The sequence below is a fragment of the Pseudomonas sp. LM13 genome, from assembly GCF_041381355.1.
Classification (GTDB): domain Bacteria; phylum Pseudomonadota; class Gammaproteobacteria; order Pseudomonadales; family Pseudomonadaceae; genus Stutzerimonas; species Stutzerimonas frequens.
On record NZ_JACBXH010000004.1, the window covers coordinates 122,882 to 143,365 of the forward strand.

Genomic DNA, 20,484 nt, shown 5'->3' on the forward strand with positions numbered 1-20,484 from the left:
CGAATGCGATGCACCCGGTTACAATTCGAACTCGACCTGCAGTGCGGCGCGCACGCAGTAGAGCACCTGCTCCGGCACACGATCGGCGAACTGGGCGGCCACGGCGCTGACCGGCGGCAGCTCGCCCTCGCCATCAAGGAACGCTTCCTGAATCTCGCCGAGCAGTTCTTCGGGCAGGTCGAGTGCCTGCTCAAGACTCAACTGCTGCTGCCCGATCGCCTCGGCCAGCATGGCGTAGACGTTCTTCTCGCTGCAGTCCAGCTGACGCGCGATTTGCATGGGCGTCATGCCGGCCCGCGCCAGGCTGATCAACTCATGCCGCAGGTCGGCCGGCGACCTCGCCGCCTGCGCAGTTCCTTGCAGCACTTCGAGGAACGCCTGGCCGTAGCGCTCCAGCTTGCGAGCACCGACACCACTGATACGCGCCATATCCGCCAGCGATGCCGGCTGGCTGCGCAGCATCTCCAGCAGGGTGGCGTCCGGAAAGATCACGTAGGGTGGCACGCTGTGCTCTTCGGCCAGCTTGCGGCGCAGTGCGCGCAGCGCCTCCCAGGTCTCCCGCTCTTCACTGCGCACCAACTGGCTGGCAGCACTGGCAGCCGGTTTCGGCGCCTTGCTGGACAGGTCGCGACGCAGCTCAAGGGTCACCTCGCCGCGGAGCAACGGGCGACAGCTTTCGCTCAGGCGCAAGCCACCGAACCCTTCCAGATCGACATCGGCCAGTCCTCGAGCGACCAGCTGGCGGAACAGCGATCGCCATTCACCCTCCGACAGCGCCTTGCCGACGCCAAACACCGATAGATGCTGATGACCGAGGCCACGCACCTTGTCGTTGTCGCGCCCGAGCAGCAGGTCGACCAAATGGCCAACGCCGTAGCGCTGGCCACTGCGATAGATCGCTGAAAGCGCTTGGCGTGCCGGCTCGGTAGCGTCCCAGGTCTGAACGCCGTCGACGCAGTTATCGCAGTGCCCGCATGGGTTGGCCAGCTCTTCGTCGAAGTAGGCCAGCAGCGCCTGACGTCGGCAACGAGTCTCCTCACATAGCGCCAGCATGGCGTCGAGCTTGTGCTGCTCGACGCGCTTATGCCGCTCGTCGCCTTCCGAGTTGTTGAGCATTTGCTTGAGAAAGATCACATCCTGCAGGCCATAAGCCATCCAGGCATCCGCTGGCAGGCCATCACGCCCTGCCCGCCCGGTCTCCTGGTAATACGCCTCGAGCGACTTGGGCAGGTCGAGATGAGCGACGAAGCGCACGTTGGGCTTGTCGATGCCCATACCGAAGGCGATGGTCGCGACCATGATCAGGCCTTCCTCGTTGAGGAAGCGCTTCTGGTGATAGGCGCGCAGATCGCTCGACAACCCGGCATGGTAAGGCAGCGCCGGAAAGCCCTGCTCGGTCAGGAATGCGGCGAGGTCATCGACCTTCTTGCGCGACATGCAATAGACGATGCCGGCATCGCCACGGCGCTCGGCGAGAAAGCCGAGCAGCTGCTTACGTGGCTGCTCCTTCGGCACGATGCGATAGAAGATGTTCGGGCGGTCGAAGCTGGAGAGAAAGCGCTCGGCGTTCTCCAGGTGCAGGCGCTGAACGATCTCTTCCCGGGTACGCTTGTCTGCCGTGGCGGTCAGGGCAATGCGCGGCACCTCGGGAAACAACTCGGCAAGCTGCCCGAGCTGCATGTATTCGGGACGGAAGTCGTGCCCCCACTGGGAGACGCAGTGGGCCTCATCGATGGCGAATAGCGCAATGTCCAGCCGCTGCAGAAACGCCAGCATGCGCGGCTGGACCAGCCGCTCGGGCGCGAGGTAGAGCATCTTGATCCCGCCGCGCCGGATGCGCTCGGCGATGTCGCGCTGCTCCTCGGCGCCAAGCGTGGAGTTGAGCGCAACAGCCGCGACACCCAATTCGTCCAGCGTGGCGACCTGATCATCCATCAAGGCGATCAATGGCGACACCACCACTGCCAGGCCTTCGCGCAACAGCGCCGGGACCTGATAGCACAGCGACTTGCCGCCGCCGGTCGGCATCAGCACCAGCGCATCGCCGCCACCGCCGACCCGCTCGATGATCGCGCCCTGGTTGCCACGAAAGGCGTCATAGCCGAATACGTCTTTGAGGATGCGCTGTGCCTGGTCGAGCATGCCGGTCTCCGAAACAAGGCGCGCAGTATACGCCAGCGGGACCGCGAGTTCAGGACCGCGGCCCGCTAACGGACGAGTCGCCCTTGCCCAGGCGGTGCTCCGCAGGCTTGAGTAGCCTGCGCCCCGCGCCTCGTCTAGAATCCGGGTTGTCTTCCCACCCCAAGGTAGTTCCCGATGTCATTCGCCGAGCAACTCGCCCGCCTGCAAGTCTTCCTGGATGCAGATGACCTGCACGAGGAAGCACTGGATTACATCGCCGCCCATGGCTACCTGACGGCTCTGTGCATCTGTTCCGAACAGGTGCCCGAGCGCGAATGGATCGATGCGCTGTTCTCCGAGCCCCCGAGGTACAAGGATGACACCGAGCGCGAGGCCATCGAAGCCACGCTTGTCCAGCTCAAGGCCCATATCGCTCGTCAGCTGGCCAGCGACGAGGACATGGAACTGCCCTGCGAGCTTGACCTGGGTGAGGAGCCCGACGAATCCGACTTGCGAGGCTGGTGCATCGGCTTCATGGAAGGCGTATTCATGCGCGAGGCGGTCTGGTTCGAAGACGCCGAAGAAGAAGTCAGCGAGCTGCTGCTACCGATCATGGTGGGTTCGGGCCTGTTCGATGAACAGCCGGAGTTCGCCGATATCGCCGACAACCCCGATTTGGTCGACGAAATGGTCGCGCAGATTCCGGAACTGCTGACGGCGCTGTACCTCATCTGCCATGCGCCTGAGGAAAAACCGGCCCTGCTCAAGCCGCGTCGCCACTGACCCCGACGACCTCAACAAAGCGCAGATCGAGTTCAGCCGGCGTGGCGCCACCGCGCTCGGCACCGGCCCGCGGCAGCGGGCTCACTCACCAGAGGAGGCTCGCTCAGCATGTCCGTGCATTCTGATTGCCCGCCGCGGCATGGCAGAAACCGGTCGAGCAACGGCTGCCATATCCAGAGACTTCACAGCGGACCGGCAAACGGCGAGAGGTAGCCCGGCATGAGCCACCGCGACGTTCGCCAGCATCGTAACCCCCTTATCCGCTCGCTTCTGCTGGCGGCGGGCTGGCTCGCCGTCGCCCTTGGGGTCATCGGCATCTTCCTGCCGGTGCTTCCCACCACCCCGTTCCTGTTGCTGGCCGCTGCCTGCTTCGTGCGCAGCTCGCAACGTTTCTACGACTGGCTGGTTGGTCACCCGCGCCTGGGCCCATGGTTTCGCGACTACCTGGAAGGACACGGCATCCCGCTCAAAGGCAAGGTCTACACCATAGCGACCATGTGGCTCAGCATTGGTGTGTCCTGCTGGCTGGTCCCGTTGTTCTGGGCTCGCGTGGGCATGTTGCTCAGCGCCACCCTGGTGACCCTCTACATCCTCCGGCAGAAGACCCTGTCGATCGCCAAGCAACCTGAAGCCAGATAGCACCAGCTTCCGCAGCCTGGCCGAATAGGACCAGCTCGCTATCGACTACCGTGGTTGCGCTGGAAGACCTCCGGGCCCATCGCGCTGATCTGACCTTCGATCAATGCCTCGAACGGGCGCAACAGCTCGTCGTAACGTCGCGGGCTTTCGAGAATATCGAGCGCCGCTACGATCGCTTCGATGGTCGACAACGCGCCGGGCATCGGCGCTTTGCGCAATCGATAGCGCGACGTCAGCCCCGCTGGTAGCTCAACCCGCGGCAGCGCCGCGAGCCACGGATTGACGTGCAGCAGCTTGCGCGCCTTTCGCCAGGTGCCATCCGGCACGATCAGCCGTAGCGAGCTCCCTGCATCGGCGAGGCTGCTCACCGGCAAGGCGCCCTCCCCGGGAAACAGCAGGTAGCTCGGCCGATCGGCATCGACATCCTCATCGAAGCGCTCGGCGATCTTCAGTTGCGCATTGCGAAGCCCGAGCGCCGCCAGCCGCGCGGTATTCAGCGCATGCCCCGCCTCGCTGGGGTGCTGCAGGATGAGCAACCGGGTGCGGCTGTCCAATGCCGGGATCAATTCGCACAGGCAATGGGCTAACGGGCGCTGACAGCGCGAACAACATGGACGGGACATGATTCACCTCGGCCGCGGAGTCTGCCATACCGAGCAGCGCTCTGCAGAGCGGCTATGCTTGGGCCGACCCACCAAGAGGAGCCGGCATGATCACCGTCCATCACTTGAACCACTCACGCTCGCATCGCGTGCTCTGGCTGCTGGAAGAACTGGAACTGCTCTACGAACTCAAGCGCTACCCACGTGACCCGAAGACGATGCTCGCGCCTGCTGAACTGAGAGCGATTCATCCGCTTGGAAAATCCCCGGTCATCACCGACGACGACCTAACGCTGGCCGAGTCGGGGGCCATCCTGGAGTATCTGCTGGATCGCTACGGCAACGGACGTTTGAGGCCGCACGATGCGGCAGACCATCGTCGGTTTCGCTACTGGATGCGTTACTCGGAAGGTTCGGCGATGCCGCCTCTGTTGCTGAAACTGGTTTTCGACCGGGTCGCCGACGGCCCTATGCCTTTTTTCGTCAGGCCGGTGGCGCGGGCCATTGCCAAGGGCGCCCAGCGCGCCTTCATCGGGCCGCAACTGAAGACTCATCTCGATTACATGGAGTCGGAACTCGCCCGCTCGGCCTGGTTCGCTGGCGAGAGCTTCAGCGCAGCGGATATTCAGATGAGCTTTCCGATCGAGGCGGCGCGCGCCAGAGGCGGCCTGGACGATAGCCGCCCACGCCTGATGGACTTCCTGCATCGCATAAAGCAGCGGCCCGCTTATCAACGAGCCGTGGAGCGCGGAGGTCCCGCGCTGCCGAACGCCTAGAGCCCGGCCTCAACGAGACTGGCGACGCTCCTGCTCGCGACGGGCGCGTACCGGAATAGGCTGCATGCGCGGCGGCTGGATCAGCCCAAGCGTGACCGCCAACTTCCAGAACGTTTCATAGAGCCTTGCTTTCATGGTCACACCCTCCTGCGAGATAATGGGTTACATCGGAGCCATGCAGGCTTCGTCACCAGCATAATTCAACTTCCACACAAGCGCTCGTGCATGTCGCCAGCGGCAGCCCCGGAGCCGTCAGCGCTTTGTTACGGCGCTTTACAACTGCGACCCAACCCGGCAGGAGGCGTTCAGGATTCGCCGACGGTCGGGATGGCCGCGCGGCCAATCAGTTGCGGTCCGCCTTGCGCCGATAGGGAAACACGTCGATGACCTTCCCATCGCGGATCGCATCCTGCAGACCTTTCCAGTAATCCGCGTCATAGAGCTCACCGTGCAGGCTGGCGAAGAGCCGTCGTTGCCCATGATCGGCGAACAAAAAGCGCGGAAACTCCTCAGGGAAGACATCGTTCGGCCCTACCGAGTACCAAGGCTCGGACGCCATCTCGTCTTCGGGGTAACGCGGCGGCGGGATGTGGCGGAAATTCACCTCGGTAAGAAAGCTGATCTCGTCGTAGTCGTAGAACACCACCCGGCCATGGCGCGTGACGCCGAAGTTCTTCAGCAGCATGTCCCCGGGAAAGATATTGGCCGCCGCCAGTTGCTTGATGGCCAGGCCGTAATCTTCCAGCACCTCGCGCACCTGCTGCTCGCTGGCGTGCTCCAGATAGATGTTCAAGGGCGTCATGCGCCGCTCGGTCCAGCAGTGGCGCACCAGCACCGTATCGCCCTGCACCTCGACCGTCGACGGCGCGACCTCCAGTAGTTCGGCCAGGCATTCGGGCTCGAACTTCGACGTGGGAAAGCGGAAGTCGGCGAACTCCTGGGTATCGGCCATGCGCCCTACCCGATCAACGCTCTTGACCAGGCGATACTTCTCGATGACGTTGGCTCGATTGACGCTCTTGACCGGTGAGAAGCGATCCTTGATCAGCTTGAACACCGTGTTGAAGCCCGGCAGGGTGAACACCGTCATCACCATGCCACGCACACCGGGCGCCATGACGAAGCGGTCATCGGTGTTGGCCAGATGGTCGATCAACGCCCGGTAGAACTCGGACTTGCCGTGCTTGTAGAAGCCGATCGAGGTATAGAGTTCGGCGATGTGCTTGCCCGGCAGGATGCGTTTGAGAAAACCAACGAACTCGGCAGGAATCGGCACTTCGACCATGAAATAGGAGCGAGTGAAGGAGAAGATGATCGACACCTCCGCCTCGTCGGTTATCAGGGCGTCGGCGACGATTCCATCATCCTCGCGGTGCAGCAGCGGTATCACCAGCGGCCATTGTTCGTCGCGCGTGAAGATCCGTCCGAGCAGGTATGCCCCCTTGTTGCGATAGAGGACCGAGACGAACAGCTCGACCATCAACTCGGGATCCTTGCACACCCAGTCGGGCAGGGTTTCCTGCAACTGCGTCTGCAGCCGCCGCAGATCGCCCGACAGGTCGCAGTAAGGTACCGAAAACGCATAATCGCGCAGGATCTGCTCCAGCATCCCCGCCAGATCACCATTGGGTTGGTAGGTGCGGGTTTGTGCCATGCGCTCATGGGCACGCACCGCCGGCCGGGTGGTCTGGATGAACATGGTGCGGTCGCTGATGCAGTCGTGGCTGAACAAGCCGCAGAAGATCGAGTTGTACCAGGTCTCCGACAGCTCATCGTCGAAGCGCGGATTGATCAGATCGATGTAGGCGCTCTTGATCTGCGGCCAGGCCTCGACCCCTAGCAAATCGGCATGATCGAAACTGCCCAGCAAGCGGCGCCGGGTTTCGCCGACCTTTTCCTCGTAGAGATTGATCCGCGCCGCCGAAGCGCGCTGCGCCTCCTGCCACTGGGCCTGCTCGAAGCGTGCCCGCGCACCCTCGGTAATCAGACGGAACTGCTCACGGTAGTCGTCGAAGCCGAGAAGGATCTGCCGCGCTATATCCACGGCCAGTTCATGCTGCACCATGCTGCCCTCGCTGCAGGATCTGGAAGTCCGCCGAGCTTAGCAGCCCGCGGTTTGAAAGTCGGTTTCGGATTGCCAGTTGCGCCAAGGACGACAACACTTGCCGCTCCATCGATGGAGCCCCGTCATGCGCCCGCTCGATCTGCTTCGACTGCTCGCCCTTGCTGCCATCTGGGGCGCGAGCTTCCTCTTCCTGCGCATCATCGCGCCGGTGCTTGGCACCTTTCCCACGGCGTTTTTCCGTGTGTTGCTGGGCACCGCCGGCCTGCTGGTGATTCTTGTGTTGATGCGCACCCGCTGGGACTTCCGAGGTAAGTTCGGCCTATGCCTGGTGCTTGGCATGATCAATTCGGGACTGCCGTTCGCCCTGTATTCGGTAGCGGCGCAACAGGTGCCGGCGGGCTATTCGGCCATCTTCAATGCGACGACGCCGATGATGGGGGTACTGATCGGCGCGCTGTTCTTCGCCGAGGAGCTGACTCTGGCGAAGATCGTCGGAGTGCTCAGCGGGCTCGGCGGCGTCGCGCTGTTGATGCGCATTGGTCCGGTGCCACTGGATGCCGATCTGCTGCTCGGCGCCCTGGCCTGCCTGGGTGCTACGGCCTGTTATGGCCTGGGTGGATTTCTTACCCGCCGCTGGATCAATCAGCGGGGCGATGGACTGAACAGCGAGATGGTGGCCTTTGCCAGCCAGGCCGGCGCCATGCTGTGTCTGCTGCCCCTGTTCGGCCTCTCGCTGCTGCAGGCACCGCCGCGCAGCTGGGGCGATCAGACCGTATGGCTCAGCCTGCTGGGGCTCGGGCTGGTCTGCACGGCCTTCGCCTACATCCTGTATTTCCGCCTGCTGGCGGACATCGGCCCAGTGAGAACCCTGACCGTGACCTTCCTGATCCCGCCATTCGGCGTGCTGTGGGGCGTGCTGTTGCTCGATGAACCGCTGTCCTGGGCCTATGTCCAGGGCGGTGCGCTGATCGCGCTGGCCTTGTGGCTGATTCTGCGTCCGGGAACGCCGCTCGAGCCACGAACCGATCTGCGCCGCGGCTGATCCGGCAGCCGCGACGCAAGCGCCTTACTGCACCAGCTCCTGCTCGCTGAACATGTCACTGAACAGCATGCTGGACAGGTAGCGTTCACCCGAGTCGGGCAGGATCACCACGATGTTTTTGCCTTGCATTTCCGGACGCTCGGCCAGCCGCACCGCCGCGGCCATCGCCGCGCCACAGGAAATACCGCAGAGGATGCCTTCCTCGCGCATCAGGCGAAGCGCCATCTGCTTGGCCTCTTCGTCATCGACCAGTTCAACGCGATCGACCATCGACAGGTCGAGGTTCTTCGGCACAAAGCCAGCGCCGATGCCCTGGATCTTGTGCGGACTTGGCTTGACCTCGTCGCCGGCCAGGGTCTGGCTGATCACCGGGGAACTGCTCGGTTCCACGGCAACGCTGAGGATCTGCTTGCCCTTGGTGTTCTTGATGTAGCGCGATACCCCGGTAATGGTGCCACCGGTACCGACACCGGCGACCAGCACGTCGATGCCGCCATCGGTGTCATTCCAGATTTCCGGCCCGGTGGTCTTTTCGTGAATTGCCGGGTTGGACGGATTCTCGAACTGCTGCGGCATGTAGTACTGCTCCGGGTTCGAGGCGGCGATCTCGGCGGCTTTCTCGATAGCGCCCTTCATGCCCTTGGCAGGCTCGGTCAGCACCAGCTCGGCGCCGAGCGCCTTGAGCACCTTGCGTCGCTCCAGGCTCATCGAGGCCGGCATGGTCAGCATCAGCTTGTAACCGCGTGCCGCGGCGACGAACGCCAGGCCGATCCCGGTGTTTCCGGAGGTGGGCTCGACCAGCGTCATGCCGGGCTTGATCCGGCCGCTGTCTTCGGCGTCCCAGATCATGCCGGCGCCGATCCGGCACTTCACCGAATACGCCGGATTGCGCCCTTCGATCTTGGCCATGATGCTGACGCCCTTCGGGCCGAGGCGGTTGATCATGACCAACGGGGTGTTGCCGATGGAGCGTGCGTTGTCTGCGTATATGCGACTCATGGGAATGCCCTGTCCGAGGTGTACCAGACCGATCAGACTATGCGCAGTCCAGGGCGACAGTCCAGCCGAACTCAAGGGCGCCGCGCGAGGTCCATCGTCAACATTCAGCCATCCTCCGGAATGCCATGACTCGTCGCCTGCTTCCTCTGTGGATCCTGCTCGCGCTTGGCCTGCTGCTGCTCTTGCTGCACCTTGCCCTGCCGCATCTGGTACGCAACTACCTGAACGACAAGATGGCTGACATGGGGGATTACCAGGGCCATGTCGAAGATGTCGATCTGGCCTGGTGGCGCGGGGCCTATCGTATCGAAGGGCTGCTGATCGAGAAGAAGGACAAGCGCGTGCAGGCACCGCTGTTCAAGGCACCGGGTATCGATATCGCCATCAGCTGGAACGCCATCCTGGACCACCAGGAGATCGTCGGCGAAGTGGCCTTCGAGCAACCGCATCTGAACTTCGTCGACGGTGGCGACAGTGGCGACTCGCAGAGCGGCGAAGGCGTCGATTGGCGCGATCAGCTCGAGGCCCTGATACCGATCACACTGAACGAAATCCGCGTCGTCGATGGCCAACTGTCGTTCCGCAATTTTTCCTCCGACCCGCAAGTGCATGTCTATGCCAGCGATATCCAGGCGACCCTGTACAACCTGACCAACACCGACGATGCCGACGGCACCCGTACCGCGACCTTCGAAGGCACTGGCAAGCTGTTCGATCAGGCACCGATCGAAGCCAGCGCCCGCTTCGATCCTTTCACCGACTGGGAAGATTTCGAGGTCGATCTTCGGGTGACGGACGTTCCACTCAAGCAGCTGAACGACTTCAGCCGTGCCTATGGCAACTTCGATTTCGCCGGCGGCACCGGCGACCTGGTGCTCGAAGTGGCAGCCAAAGACAGCCAGCTCGACGGCTACATCAAGCCGCTGCTGCGCGACGTCGACGTCTTCGATTACGAACAGGATGTCGAAAATGATGACAAGGGCTTCCTGCGCGGACTGTGGGAGGCTGTAGTCGGCGGCGGTCAGGAAGTGCTGCAGAATCAGCGTAAGGACCAATTCGCTACCCGCGTCGAGCTGTCGGGTACCACCAAGGACACCGAAGTCAGCCCGTTCCAGGCGTTCATCGCCATATTGCGCAACGGATTCGTCGAGGCCTTCACGGCCCGCTTCGAGCGCGCCATGGGCGACGATGAGTGAATGGCAGCGTCACCAGAAACTCAATGCCAGCCATTCAGTGACTGAATGATGCGCTCGCGTTCACAGTCGCCTGGCCTTCCCTTATAGTCGACCCCTGACTACAACGAGCGCCTGCGTGCCAGGCCCCGCCGAAGGAATCCGCAATGAAATTCGAAGGCACCCAGTCCTACGTCGCCACCGACGACCTGAAACTCGCGGTCAATGCCGCCATCACCCTGCAGCGTCCGCTGCTGGTGAAGGGCGAACCGGGCACCGGCAAGACCATGCTGGCCGAGCAGCTGGCCGAATCCTTCGGCGCCAAGCTCATCACCTGGCACATCAAGTCCACCACCAAGGCGCACCAGGGCCTCTACGAATACGACGCAGTGAGCCGCCTGCGTGATTCGCAGCTGGGCGTGGACAAGGTCCACGATGTGAAGAACTACATCAAGAAAGGCAAGCTGTGGGAGGCCTTCGAGAGCGAGCAGCGGGTCATCCTGCTGATCGACGAGATCGACAAGGCCGACATCGAGTTCCCCAACGACCTGCTGCAGGAACTCGACAAGATGGAGTTCTACGTCTACGAGACCAACGAAACCATCAAGGCGACCCAGCGCCCGATCATCATCATCACCTCGAACAACGAGAAGGAACTGCCGGACGCCTTCCTGCGCCGTTGCTTCTTCCACTACATCGCCTTCCCTGATCGCGAGACGCTGCAGAAGATCGTCGATGTGCACTACCCCGGTATCAAGCAGTCGCTGGTCAGCGAGGCGCTGGACGTCTTCTTCGACGTGCGCAAGGTGCCGGGGCTGAAGAAGAAACCCTCGACTTCCGAGCTGGTCGACTGGCTGAAGCTGCTGATGGCCGACAACATCGGCGAAGCCGTGCTGCGCGAGCGCGACCCGACTCGTGCCATCCCGCCGCTGGCCGGCGCGCTGGTGAAGAACGAGCAGGACGTGATGCTGCTCGAGCGTCTAGCCTTCATGAGTCGGCGCGCCAACAGCCGCTGATCGGCACCGGGTTCCCGGTGGAGCCGGCCGTGCACTCACTGGAGGAACGAAACATGCAAACGCATACCGGTAGTTGCCTGTGCGGCGTCGTGCGCTATCGCATCGACGCCCCAATCGATGCGCTGACCCATTGCCACTGCAAGATGTGCCGCAAGGCTCACGGCGCCGCATTCGCCACTTACGCGAGCGTGCCGCTGGATGCCTTCCACTTCATGTCCGGCAAGGATCAGCTCGGCGTCTACCACTCCTCTGAGCACGTGACCCGCACGTTCTGCATCCGCTGCGGCGCCAATCTGCTGTTCGTCGACAATCGCGAGCACGAGGTCGGCGTTGCCGCCGGCACCCTGGATTCGCCGCTGCCGGTGCCACCGCAATCGCATATCTACGTCGGATCCAAGGCTGACTGGTACGAGATCCGCGACGGACTGCCCCAACACAACGGCGACAGCCCCCGCTGAGCGCCACGTACAGCGCGCCACTCCGGCGCCAGAGGTTTTGCCATGCTGCTTGGCCTGTTCAACGAGATGCGCGCCGCCAAGGTTCCGGTTTCGGTGCGCGAACTGCTGGATCTGATCGACGCGCTCAAACACCGTGTCGTGTTCGCCAACATGGACGAGTTCTATTTCCTTGCCCGTACGGTGATGGTCAAGGACGAGCGCCACTTCGACAAGTTCGACCGGGCCTTCGGTGCCTACTTCAAGGGCCTGGAAAATCTCGACCAGCATCTCGAGGCTCTGATCCCCGAAGACTGGCTGCGCAAGGAGTTCGAACGCAGCCTCACCGATGAGGAGCGCGCACAGATCCAATCTCTCGGCGGGCTCGACAAGCTGATCGAGGAATTCAAGAAGCGCCTCGAAGAGCAGAAAGAACGCCATGCCGGCGGCAACAAGTGGATCGGCACCGGCGGCACCAGCCCCTTCGGCTCGGGCGGTTACAACCCCGAGGGCATCCGCATCGGCGATGCCGGCAAGCGTCAGGGCAAGGCGGTGAAGGTCTGGGACCAGCGCGAGTACAAGAACCTCGACGACCAGGTCGAACTCGGTACGCGCAACATCAAGATCGCCCTGCGTCGCCTGCGCAAGTTCGCTCGCCAGGGCGCGGCGGATGAGCTCGATATCGACGGCACCATCGACCATACCGCGCGGGATGCCGGCCTGCTCAACATCCAGATGCGGCCGGAGCGGCGCAATGCGGTGAAGCTGCTGATCCTGTTCGATATCGGCGGCTCGATGGACGCCCACGTCAAGGTCTGCGAGGAGCTGTTCTCGGCCTGCAAGACCGAGTTCAAGCACCTCGAGTACTTCTACTTCCACAACTTCATCTACGAATCGGTGTGGAAGAACAACTTCCGCCGCACCTCGGAGCGCACCTCGACCCTCGACGTGCTGCACAAGTACGGCGCGGACTACAAGGTGGTGTTCGTCGGCGATGCCGCGATGGCGCCCTACGAGATCACCCAGCCGGGCGGCAGCGTCGAGCACTGGAACGAGGAAGCGGGCTACGTGTGGATGCAGCGTTTCATGGAGAAGTACAAGAAGCTCATCTGGATCAACCCCTACCCCAAGGACACCTGGGGCTATACCACCTCCACCGGCATCGTTCGCGAACTGGTGGAGGATCGCATGTATCCGTTGACCCTCAGCGGGCTCGAAGAAGGAATGAAGTTTCTCGCCAAGTGATCGGACCGGCACAGGGACGCGCCGACAGGTCCGCGAAAACCATACCGCTGCGGTACTCAGCGAGACGATCGGTGGCGCCGTACGCGGGAACGAAAGGGAAAGCTCGCCGCCAGCAGCAGGCTTTCCACCAGCCAGGCCAGCAGAACCGCGCAGCTCAACCCCCAGGCGATGGCTTCGGGCGCCAGCAGTACCTGGAAGCGGTAGCTGTCCCAGACCTGCTGCCGCAGGCTGCGCTCCGCTCCGAACAGGACGTGCACGGCGCGCGCATACCAGGGCCGCTGCATGGCTTGCCACTCACGCTCCAGCATACGGGCACGGCTCACCAGCTGTTCGACGCTCTGCGCATCGCTCTGGAAAACCGGGTCGGTGCTATCGCGGTAGTGCCGCACGAGCGCATCCAGATCGCCATCGAAGAAGCGTCGCGCGGTCTCCTGAAAGCCCCGCAAGCCCTGCTCCGCCTCCAGCCGTCGGGCCTCGACATGCTGCGCATAAGCTTCGATGAAGCCCGGTACCTGGATGCCGACCAGCAGACCGAAGGTGAACAGCGTGAGCCGCAGGTAACTTCTCAGCATCAAGACATCCTGCCCGTCGCCATACACTCGCCCAGTCGCCACAGGCTCCATTGCCCGGGTTCGTGCAGCGTCCACGGCTCGTTGTCGGTCAAGGGCTCGGTCGCCAGCACGGTGACCACGTCGTCCGGCGTGGTCTCGGCGTGGAAGTTCACCATCAACTCGGCGTCCTTGAGCTGGGCCGGACCGAACGGGGCGCGCCGGGTGATCTCGGCCAGCTTGGTGCTGCAGAAGCTGAACAGCCATTCACCGTTGCTCAGCAAGCAATTGAATACGCCCTTGCGACGGTACTCCTGGCAGGCGCCCAGCAGAACCGGCAGCAGATCCTCGGCGGCGCAACGATCTGGGAAGTCCAGACGAATGCGGTTCAACAGGTCGCAGAATGCGCGCTCGCTGTCGGTATCACCGACCGGGCGATAGATACCCCGAGGCGGCTCGAAATCGGACAGCTGGCCGTTGTGCGCAAAGCACCAGTGCTGGCCCCACAGCTCGCGAACGAAGGGGTGAGTATTGACCAGTGCGACCTTGCCGACATTGGCGTGGCGGATATGGCCGATCACCACCTCGCTCTTGATCAGGTAGCGCTGCACCATCTTCGCCACTTCGGATTCACAGCTGGCGACCGGGTCCTGGAACAGGCGCAGGCCTCGCCCCTCGTAGAAGGCAATGCCCCAGCCGTCCTTGTGCGGTCCGGTCTTGCCACCCCGCTGCATGAGTCCGGTAAAGCTGAACACGATATCGGTGGGCACGTTGGCGCTCATGCCAAGCAGCTCGCACATGCGTCATCTCCCGATGATTGACTTGAAGCTTCGAGGCCCTAGATACGGGGCTCGGTACGGACACGCCCGCGCGCTGGCGCATGGTCCGGCTCGTAGTGATCGTCGTCATCCTGCTCGAGGCGCTCACGCAGCGTGCGCGGATCCTCGACGTCATCCGCCGCCTCGTCACGGCGGCCAAAACGCCGTTCGAGCGGCCAGCGGATCGCCACGAGCACCAGATAGAGCGCAAAGGCGATCAAGCCGTACAGGGCTAGATCGGCCACCGCCCGCCAGGCGTTGTTGCCGACCTGGAACAGGATATCCATGGCTGTAATGGCCACAGCCGGGGCAAACAGTTCCTTGGCAGGATCGACGATCGTCGGCGTGAACAACAGCACAGCGGCAGCCAGACGCAGCGATTCGCGCAGCCAGCGCCACATCCAGCGTGTCACGCGGAACCAGAACAGCAGGCAGCCCAGCGCAGCGATGCCGTACAGGGCCCAGGCGAGCGAATAGTCGGAGTCGAACATCAGCATGGTGTTTTCTCGATCACAAGCCGTTCACGGAAGCCGCGCGGCGACAGGTCCGGCGTCACATGATCGTGCAACGGCTCGACGAGCCGGGACAGTGACGCGGCGCAAGGGCCGCCATCATAACAGCCCGTACCCTGTCGACGTCATCGCTAGTGACAACAAGCCACTGGCACAGCTCGAAGCAAGGTCGTATAAACCCGTTAAACAAAAGGGTACTTACCCATATGAAGCCGGAAAGCCAGCCACAGCCGACCGGTACGCAAGGAGAAAAAGCCATGCCCTATCAGCACATTCTGGTCGCCGTCGATCTGACGGAAGAGTGCCACCCGGTCGTCGCGCGTGCCCAGGCACTGGCCAGCACCAGCGGCGCCAAGCTCAGCCTGGTTCACATCATCGAACCCATGGCCATGGCCTTCGGCGGCGATGTTCCGATGGACCTGTCCATGCTGCAGCAGCAACAGTTCGACCAGGCGCGCGAGCGCATGAACGGTTTCGCCGACAGCTACCCGAGCCTGGCGCCCGAACAGCGCCACCTCGCCTACGGTCAGCCGCGCCAGGAAGTGCACCGCCTGGCCAAGGAACAACACTGCGATCTCATCGTGGTCGGCAGCCACGGCCGTCATGGCCTGGCATTGTTGCTGGGCTCAACGGCCAACGACATTCTGCACGGTGCCCCGTGCGACGTGCTGGCCGTACGCCTCAAGAAAGCCGAGTAAGGACAGCGGCAGGCTGCCGGCCGCGCAAGCCGTCGCTCAGACGGCTTCGACCCCTTCGCCGGCACACATGACCAGCGGCCGGATCTTCTGCAGCTGGGTCTCCAGCGAGTAAGTGAGGCTCGACGCCATCGAAAAGAAGGTCAGGAAGGCCTTGAGGTTGGAGTCGGCGTGACAGGTATCGTGGATGCGCTGCCAGAACGCCTGATTGACCAGCTGCAGCTGCTGGAAGGAACGCACCAGCCCGCGCAGCTCCCAGTCGGCATGGCGACCTTCGCGCAAGTTGAAGTACTGCCGCGCCAGGTAGAGCGACACTGCGCGCAGAACGAACTCATGATTGCTGGCGAACGGCAGATGTTGCTGGGCCATGGGCTTGAGCCGGCCGAGCACCGGACAGGCACTGGTCGCCATGATCACCCCGAGCAACGCGCGTAGACCTTCGTCCAACCCCACCAGCTTGGTGTACTCGCGTTCCGGCGTACGCACCCAGACGAGTGCCTTCTTCACCGCCGGCAGGCCCTGAAAGTCCTCGATCACCCGGTGCAGATCCACCGCGGCCGGGCAATGGCTGAACTGATCCTTGCTGAGCGGGCAATTCGAGCAACGTTGATGTTCGAGGCGAGTCCATTTCGGCGCCTGTGCGGCGACCTCCCGGTCATAGTCGCGATCCAGTTCGATCCGGTAACTGAAATCGTGTTCATCATCCAGGGTGATGCGGTATTCGATTGCCATTGACGCTCCATCATGACTGCATGATCCAATGCGGCTACTTAACTACGCGTCAGCGCGCATGGCATTGATCCATCTCATAAGCCGTGACCGCAGCCTGCACTGCTCGCTCGAATCGCCTGCGAACGTACCGCCTTACTCCTCCAGCTCGGCCCAGCGCTCCAGCAACCCGTCCAGCTCCTGTTGCAGCGCTTCGAGACGAGCCAGCGCGGCTGCAGTCACGTCAGCCGGCTGCTGGTAGAAGGCCGGCTCGGACACTTCGGCCTGCAGTACCTCGATCCGCTTTTCCAGCTCATCGATCTGCCCTGGCAGCGCTTCCAGCTCGCGCTGCAGCTTGTAGCTGAGCTTCTTCTTCGCTGGCGCGGCCTCGGTCGCGACCGGTACGACCGGAGCCGGCTGAGGCTTGCTTGCCTCTTTCGTCTCGCCGCCGGATTCGGCAACGCCGAGCAGGCGCGGCGATCCCCCCTGGCGCAACCAGTCCTGATAGCCACCGACGTACTCGCGCACCTCACCCCCGCCCTGAAACACCAGGGTGCTGGTGACCACGTTATCGAGGAAGGCACGATCGTGGCTGACCATCAGCACCGTGCCCTGGAAGCCGAGCAGCACTTCCTCGAGCAGCTCGAGGGTCTCCACATCGAGATCGTTGGTCGGTTCGTCCAACACCAGCAGGTTGGCCGGCTTACTGAACAGCTTGGCGAGCAAGAGCCGTGCCCGCTCCCCACCAGACAGCGCCTTGACTGGCGTGCGCGCTCGTTGCGGGCTGAACAGGAAGTCGCCGAGATAGCTCAGCACATGGCGATTCTGGCCATCGATGCTGATGAACTCGCGCCCTTCGGCGAGGTTGTCCACCACGGTCTTCTCCAGCTCCAGCTGGTGACGCAATTGGTCGAAATACGCCACTTCCAGCTTGGTGCCGAACTCGATCACGCCGCTGCTGGGTTGCAGCTCGCCCAGCAGCAGCTTGAGCAGGGTGGTCTTGCCGGTGCCGTTGGCACCGAGCAGCCCGATGCGGTCGCCGCGCTGAATAACGATGGAGAAGTCGCGAATCAGCGGCTCGCCACCTGGATGGGCGAAGCTGATGTGCTCGGCGACAACCACCTGCTTGCCCGATTTTTCCGCGACTTCCACTTGGAAGCTGGCCTTGCCCTGCCGATCACGCCGCTCGCCGCGCTCGGCACGCAGCGCCTTGAGCGCACGTACCCGACCTTCGTTGCGGGTGCGTCGAGCCTTGATGCCCTGGCGAATCCAGACTTCTTCCTGAGCGAGCTTCTTGTCGAACAGCGCGTTGGCGGTTTCCTCGGCGGCGAGCTGCTGTTCCTTGTGCACCAGGAAGCTGGCGTAATCGCCGTTCCAGTCGATCAGGTGGCCGCGGTCCAGCTCCAGAATGCGAGTGGCGAGGTTCTGCAGGAAAGCACGATCGTGGGTGATGAACAGCACGGCACCGTTGAAGCCGGTCAGCGCCTCTTCCAACCAGGCGATGGCACCGATGTCCAGATGGTTGGTGGGCTCGTCGAGCAGCAACAGGTCGGGCTCGGACACCAGCGCCTGTGCCAGCAGCACGCGGCGGCGCCAGCCACCGGACAGCTCGGCCAGAGTCCGGTCGGCCGGCAGCTGCAGGCGGCTCAGCGTGCTTTCCACCAGCTGCTGCAGGCGCCAGCCGTCCTTGGCTTCCAGTGCCTGCTGCACATGCATGAGCTTGTCCAGGTCATCCTGATCCTGAATGTTCATGCTCAGATGATGGTATTCGGCGAGCAGCTCACCCACGCCCGCCAGCCCCTCGGCGACCACGTCGAAAACCGTGCGGTCGTCGGCGCGCGGGAGTTCCTGCGGTAGCTCGCCGATCTTCAGCCCCGGTGCGCGCCAGATCTCGCCGTCATCTGCCGAGCGGTCGCCCTTGACCAGGCGCAGCATGCTGGATTTGCCCGTCCCGTTGCGGCCGATGATGCAGACCCGCTCGCCCCGTGCGATCTGCCAGGACACGCCATCGAGCAGCGGCGTGGTGCCGTACGCGAGAGATACATCGGTGAACTTGAGCAGGGTCATGACTACCTCCGGAAAACAGGGCGCGCATTCTAGCAGATGCCGCTCGCTGGGCCCCGATCACATTGGCTGCTCCCCCCTTCGACGACGCGTGTGCACCCCTCAGCGAAACGGCGATTTCGCTGTTTGGACGCTACGCTCGTCGGAAGTCCACCATTGTTTGTTTCCAGAGCTTAAACCGCGTTTAACTGGCCGATCCGGCACGCTAAGCTAGTTGCTGCAGCAGGCCGTTCCTGAGCCCCCGGCACAGCACGCCGCCTGTTATCCAAAGCCCCCGTTTTACGGATGTACCATGCGCGGCCGACTCTCCAGTTTGTGTTTCTGCCTGTTCGTTGCAACTCTTGGCCTGGACGCGTCCGCCGCCCCCCTCAGCCAGCAGCGCCAGTATTACGATGAGGCCAAGCAGGCCCTGGCCAAAGGCGACAGTGGACCCTATCGCCGCCACCTCAATGCCCTGCGCGACTATCCCCTGACGCCGTACCTCGCCTACGACGAGCTGACCAACCGCCTCAAAAGCGCCAGCAATCAGGAAGTCGAGAAATTCCTTGCCGAGCACGGCGACCTGCCGCAGATCAGCTGGATGAAGTTGCGCTGGCTGCGGCTGCTGGCCGCCCGCGGCGACTGGCAGACCTATGTCCGTCACTACGATCCAAAGATGAACTTCACGGAACTGGACTGCCTGTTCGCCGGATACCAGCTGCGCAACGACCTGCCGGGCGCCGACGCTGCCGTGGAGCGTCTCTGGCTGGTCGGCAAGTCCCAGCACAATTCCTGCGACCCGGTGTTCGAGCTCTGGCAGGCCAAGGGACTGCTGACCGAGGAACGGCGCTGGAAGCGCACCAAGCTCGCGGTCGAGAGCGGCAACTACGGCGTCGCCAGCTATCTGGTCAAGCGGCTGCCGACGTTGCAGGCGCAAGGCCAATTGATGATCGATGTCGCGCAGAAACCGCAGATGCTTCGCCAGCCGGAACGTTTCGCCTCGACCAGTGCGACCATGGCCGATGTCGTCTCGATCGGCCTGCGTCGGCTGGCGCGACAGGACCCGGAACAGGCGCTGACCCTGCTCGACAGTTATGCGCGTCGCTTCGCCTTCTCGAGCGACGAGAAGGTCGCGATCGCACGGCAGGTCGGGCTGACGCTCGCCAAGCGCTTCGATAGCCGCGCCCTGAAGGTCATGGCCGAGTACGATCCGGAGCTTCGCGACAATACCGTCAGCGAATGGCGTGCACGTCTGCTCCTGCGCCTGGGCCAGTGGGACGAAGCCTACCGGCTGACTCAACGCTTCCCCGACGAACTGGCCAACACCAATCGCTGGCGTTACTGGCAGGCGCGTAGCCTGCAACTCGCCAAGCCGGAGAGCAAGCAGACTGCACTGCTCTACAAGCCGGTGGCACAGGAGCGCGACTTCTACGGTTTCCTCTCGGCCGATCGCATCCAGGCGCCTTACAAACTCAACCACCAGCCGCTGGCACTAGACGCTAAAGTCGTGCAGAAGGTACGCAACACCGCGGGCATCCGCCGCGCGCTGGAGTTTCACGATCGCGGCCAGATCGTCGATGGCCGTCGCGAGTGGTATCACGTCAGCCGACTGTTCAGTCGCGACGAACTGGTGGCCCAGGCGCGGCTTGCCTATGAAAAGGAATGGTATTTCCCGGCCATCCGCACCATCAGCCAGGCCCAGTACTGGGACGACCTGGACATCCGCTTCCCCATGGCTCATCGCAGCGCGCTGGTCCAGGCCGCCCGGACCCGGCAGATTCATCCGAGCTGGGCGTTCGCCATCACCCGCCAGGAAAGCGCATTCATGTCCGATGCGCGCTCGCACGTCGGCGCCACCGGCCTGATGCAACTGATGCCCGCCACAGCCAAGGAGACAGCCAGGCGTTTCGGCATCCCGCTGGCCTCAACGCAGCAGGTGCTCAATCCGCACACCAACATCCAGCTGGGCACCGCCTACCTGAGTCAGATCTACGGCCAGTTCAACGGCAACCGCGTCCTGGCTTCGGCGGCATACAACGCCGGACCCGGGCGTGTCCGACAATGGCTGCGTAACGCCGAACATCTGTCGTTCGATGTCTGGGTGGAAAACATCCCGTTCGACGAAACCCGCCAATACGTGCAGAACGTGCTGACCTACTCGGTGATCTACGGACAGAAGCTGAACTCACCACAGCCACTGGTGGAATGGCACGAACGCTTCTTCGAGTCGCAATGAGCGAGCAGGCCTGCGCTGCAACGCAGCTCA

Annotated in this window: 20 protein-coding genes; 10 read left to right on the forward strand and 10 right to left on the reverse strand. The window is 63.0% G+C overall.

What is annotated here, in order from left to right; genetic code table 11:
- Positions 1 to 18: 18 nt before the first annotated feature.
- Positions 19 to 2,142, reverse strand: coding sequence for a DNA helicase RecQ (recQ, locus tag HZR81_RS05425; protein WP_500127518.1), 2,124 nt, complete (start codon positions 2,140 to 2,142; stop codon positions 19 to 21).
- 174 nt (positions 2,143 to 2,316) lie between these two features.
- On the opposite strand from recQ, the gene HZR81_RS05430 reads away from it, so the two are divergent.
- On the forward strand, positions 2,317 to 2,904 hold the full coding sequence (locus HZR81_RS05430; RefSeq protein ID WP_063540469.1) for a UPF0149 family protein: 588 nt from the start codon (positions 2,317 to 2,319) through the stop codon (positions 2,902 to 2,904).
- Positions 2,905 to 3,123: 219 nt separating this feature from the next.
- A complete protein-coding gene (locus tag HZR81_RS05435; RefSeq protein ID WP_063540470.1) occupies positions 3,124 to 3,543 on the forward strand; it encodes a YbaN family protein in 420 nt (139 codons plus the stop codon).
- A 38-nt stretch (positions 3,544 to 3,581) separates the two neighbouring features.
- On the opposite strand, the gene HZR81_RS05440 is transcribed toward HZR81_RS05435, so the two are convergent.
- Positions 3,582 to 4,166, reverse strand: a complete 585-nt coding sequence (locus HZR81_RS05440) for a tRNA-uridine aminocarboxypropyltransferase (protein ID WP_500127519.1) — start codon at positions 4,164 to 4,166, stop codon at positions 3,582 to 3,584.
- Positions 4,167 to 4,252: 86 nt separating this feature from the next.
- On the opposite strand from HZR81_RS05440, the gene HZR81_RS05445 reads away from it, so the two are divergent.
- The gene (locus HZR81_RS05445; RefSeq protein WP_500127520.1) at positions 4,253 to 4,921 is read left to right on the forward strand and encodes a glutathione S-transferase; all 669 of its coding nucleotides are present in this window, start codon (positions 4,253 to 4,255) and stop codon (positions 4,919 to 4,921) included.
- 9 nt (positions 4,922 to 4,930) lie between these two features.
- Here the strand turns inward: HZR81_RS05445 and HZR81_RS05450 are convergent, their stop codons facing one another.
- Positions 4,931 to 5,056: a PA1414 family protein gene (locus tag HZR81_RS05450; protein WP_256070032.1), complete on the reverse strand. Its 126-nt coding sequence runs from the start codon at positions 5,054 to 5,056 to the stop codon at positions 4,931 to 4,933.
- A gap of 208 nt (positions 5,057 to 5,264) precedes the next feature.
- Positions 5,265 to 6,986 (reverse strand): bifunctional isocitrate dehydrogenase kinase/phosphatase, encoded by a 1,722-nt coding sequence (aceK, locus tag HZR81_RS05455; protein ID WP_500127521.1) that lies wholly within the window; start codon positions 6,984 to 6,986, stop codon positions 5,265 to 5,267.
- A gap of 124 nt (positions 6,987 to 7,110) precedes the next feature.
- Between aceK and HZR81_RS05460 the strand changes: the two genes are divergently transcribed.
- Entirely contained in the window at positions 7,111 to 8,028 is a 918-nt protein-coding gene (locus tag HZR81_RS05460) for a DMT family transporter (RefSeq protein ID WP_500127522.1), read from the forward strand.
- A 24-nt stretch (positions 8,029 to 8,052) separates the two neighbouring features.
- Here the strand turns inward: HZR81_RS05460 and cysK are convergent, their stop codons facing one another.
- On the reverse strand, positions 8,053 to 9,027 hold the full coding sequence (gene cysK, locus HZR81_RS05465) for a cysteine synthase A (protein WP_102840280.1): 975 nt from the start codon (positions 9,025 to 9,027) through the stop codon (positions 8,053 to 8,055).
- 125 nt (positions 9,028 to 9,152) lie between these two features.
- On the opposite strand from cysK, the gene HZR81_RS05470 reads away from it, so the two are divergent.
- From HZR81_RS05470 to HZR81_RS05485, 4 genes are all read left to right on the forward strand, one after another.
- Positions 9,153 to 10,223: a DUF748 domain-containing protein gene (locus HZR81_RS05470; RefSeq protein WP_500127523.1), complete on the forward strand. Its 1,071-nt coding sequence runs from the start codon at positions 9,153 to 9,155 to the stop codon at positions 10,221 to 10,223.
- A gap of 143 nt (positions 10,224 to 10,366) precedes the next feature.
- Positions 10,367 to 11,215 (forward strand): AAA family ATPase, encoded by an 849-nt coding sequence (locus tag HZR81_RS05475; protein WP_063540477.1) that lies wholly within the window; start codon positions 10,367 to 10,369, stop codon positions 11,213 to 11,215.
- Positions 11,216 to 11,268: 53 nt separating this feature from the next.
- On the forward strand, positions 11,269 to 11,673 hold the full coding sequence (locus tag HZR81_RS05480) for a GFA family protein (RefSeq protein ID WP_102840278.1): 405 nt from the start codon (positions 11,269 to 11,271) through the stop codon (positions 11,671 to 11,673).
- A gap of 42 nt (positions 11,674 to 11,715) precedes the next feature.
- Entirely contained in the window at positions 11,716 to 12,894 is a 1,179-nt protein-coding gene (locus HZR81_RS05485) for a vWA domain-containing protein (RefSeq protein WP_061373225.1), read from the forward strand.
- Positions 12,895 to 12,950: 56 nt separating this feature from the next.
- Here the strand turns inward: HZR81_RS05485 and HZR81_RS05490 are convergent, their stop codons facing one another.
- Genes HZR81_RS05490 through HZR81_RS05500 form a run of 3 tightly spaced genes read right to left on the reverse strand, consistent with a single transcriptional unit; the run spans position 12,951 to position 14,757 of the window.
- Positions 12,951 to 13,466 carry a DUF2937 family protein gene (locus tag HZR81_RS05490; RefSeq protein ID WP_500127524.1) on the reverse strand — a complete coding sequence of 172 codons (516 nt, stop codon included), beginning with the start codon at positions 13,464 to 13,466 and terminating at the stop codon, positions 12,951 to 12,953.
- Positions 13,466 to 14,242 carry a class II glutamine amidotransferase gene (locus HZR81_RS05495; protein WP_500127525.1) on the reverse strand — a complete coding sequence of 259 codons (777 nt, stop codon included), beginning with the start codon at positions 14,240 to 14,242 and terminating at the stop codon, positions 13,466 to 13,468. Before HZR81_RS05495 ends, HZR81_RS05490 begins: the two co-directional genes overlap by 1 nt.
- Before the next feature lie 38 nt (positions 14,243 to 14,280).
- Positions 14,281 to 14,757: an MFS transporter gene (locus tag HZR81_RS05500; RefSeq protein WP_500127526.1), complete on the reverse strand. Its 477-nt coding sequence runs from the start codon at positions 14,755 to 14,757 to the stop codon at positions 14,281 to 14,283.
- Between the two features lie 272 nt (positions 14,758 to 15,029).
- On the opposite strand from HZR81_RS05500, the gene HZR81_RS05505 reads away from it, so the two are divergent.
- Positions 15,030 to 15,470, forward strand: coding sequence for a universal stress protein (locus tag HZR81_RS05505; RefSeq protein ID WP_063540482.1), 441 nt, complete (start codon positions 15,030 to 15,032; stop codon positions 15,468 to 15,470).
- A 36-nt stretch (positions 15,471 to 15,506) separates the two neighbouring features.
- Here the strand turns inward: HZR81_RS05505 and HZR81_RS05510 are convergent, their stop codons facing one another.
- Together HZR81_RS05510 and HZR81_RS05515 are read right to left on the reverse strand one after the other, a co-directional pair.
- Positions 15,507 to 16,199, reverse strand: a complete 693-nt coding sequence (locus HZR81_RS05510) for a DUF6901 family protein (RefSeq protein WP_102840274.1) — start codon at positions 16,197 to 16,199, stop codon at positions 15,507 to 15,509.
- Positions 16,200 to 16,331: 132 nt separating this feature from the next.
- Positions 16,332 to 18,242 (reverse strand): ATP-binding cassette domain-containing protein, encoded by a 1,911-nt coding sequence (locus tag HZR81_RS05515; RefSeq protein WP_500127527.1) that lies wholly within the window; start codon positions 18,240 to 18,242, stop codon positions 16,332 to 16,334.
- 289 nt (positions 18,243 to 18,531) lie between these two features.
- Here HZR81_RS05515 and HZR81_RS05520 point away from each other — a divergent pair, with 289 nt between their 5' ends.
- Positions 18,532 to 20,454 (forward strand): transglycosylase SLT domain-containing protein, encoded by a 1,923-nt coding sequence (locus HZR81_RS05520; protein ID WP_500127528.1) that lies wholly within the window; start codon positions 18,532 to 18,534, stop codon positions 20,452 to 20,454.
- Positions 20,455 to 20,484 lie beyond the last annotated feature (30 nt).

What these genes read in the sequence shown, in the direction of transcription:
- aceK (WP_500127521.1), bottom strand. Translation starts at nt 6,986, where the DNA reads ATGGTGCAGCATGAACTGGCCGTGGATATAGCGCGGCAGATCCTTCTC.
- recQ (WP_500127518.1), bottom strand. Translation starts at nt 2,142, where the DNA reads ATGCTCGACCAGGCACAGCGCATCCTCAAAGACGTATTCGGCTATGAC.
- HZR81_RS05475 (WP_063540477.1), top strand. Translation starts at nt 10,367, where the DNA reads ATGAAATTCGAAGGCACCCAGTCCTACGTCGCCACCGACGACCTGAAA.
- HZR81_RS05485 (WP_061373225.1), top strand. Translation starts at nt 11,716, where the DNA reads ATGCTGCTTGGCCTGTTCAACGAGATGCGCGCCGCCAAGGTTCCGGTT.
- HZR81_RS05515 (WP_500127527.1), bottom strand. Translation starts at nt 18,242, where the DNA reads ATGACCCTGCTCAAGTTCACCGATGTATCTCTCGCGTACGGCACCACG.
- cysK (WP_102840280.1), bottom strand. Translation starts at nt 9,027, where the DNA reads ATGAGTCGCATATACGCAGACAACGCACGCTCCATCGGCAACACCCCG.
- HZR81_RS05490 (WP_500127524.1), bottom strand. Translation starts at nt 13,466, where the DNA reads ATGCTGAGAAGTTACCTGCGGCTCACGCTGTTCACCTTCGGTCTGCTG.
- HZR81_RS05430 (WP_063540469.1), top strand. Translation starts at nt 2,317, where the DNA reads ATGTCATTCGCCGAGCAACTCGCCCGCCTGCAAGTCTTCCTGGATGCA.
- HZR81_RS05505 (WP_063540482.1), top strand. Translation starts at nt 15,030, where the DNA reads ATGCCCTATCAGCACATTCTGGTCGCCGTCGATCTGACGGAAGAGTGC.
- HZR81_RS05500 (WP_500127526.1), bottom strand. Translation starts at nt 14,757, where the DNA reads ATGCTGATGTTCGACTCCGACTATTCGCTCGCCTGGGCCCTGTACGGC.
- HZR81_RS05435 (WP_063540470.1), top strand. Translation starts at nt 3,124, where the DNA reads ATGAGCCACCGCGACGTTCGCCAGCATCGTAACCCCCTTATCCGCTCG.
- HZR81_RS05460 (WP_500127522.1), top strand. Translation starts at nt 7,111, where the DNA reads ATGCGCCCGCTCGATCTGCTTCGACTGCTCGCCCTTGCTGCCATCTGG.
- HZR81_RS05520 (WP_500127528.1), top strand. Translation starts at nt 18,532, where the DNA reads ATGCGCGGCCGACTCTCCAGTTTGTGTTTCTGCCTGTTCGTTGCAACT.
- HZR81_RS05440 (WP_500127519.1), bottom strand. Translation starts at nt 4,166, where the DNA reads ATGTCCCGTCCATGTTGTTCGCGCTGTCAGCGCCCGTTAGCCCATTGC.
- HZR81_RS05495 (WP_500127525.1), bottom strand. Translation starts at nt 14,242, where the DNA reads ATGTGCGAGCTGCTTGGCATGAGCGCCAACGTGCCCACCGATATCGTG.
- HZR81_RS05510 (WP_102840274.1), bottom strand. Translation starts at nt 16,199, where the DNA reads ATGGCAATCGAATACCGCATCACCCTGGATGATGAACACGATTTCAGT.
- HZR81_RS05470 (WP_500127523.1), top strand. Translation starts at nt 9,153, where the DNA reads ATGACTCGTCGCCTGCTTCCTCTGTGGATCCTGCTCGCGCTTGGCCTG.
- HZR81_RS05480 (WP_102840278.1), top strand. Translation starts at nt 11,269, where the DNA reads ATGCAAACGCATACCGGTAGTTGCCTGTGCGGCGTCGTGCGCTATCGC.
- HZR81_RS05445 (WP_500127520.1), top strand. Translation starts at nt 4,253, where the DNA reads ATGATCACCGTCCATCACTTGAACCACTCACGCTCGCATCGCGTGCTC.
- HZR81_RS05450 (WP_256070032.1), bottom strand. Translation starts at nt 5,056, where the DNA reads ATGAAAGCAAGGCTCTATGAAACGTTCTGGAAGTTGGCGGTCACGCTT.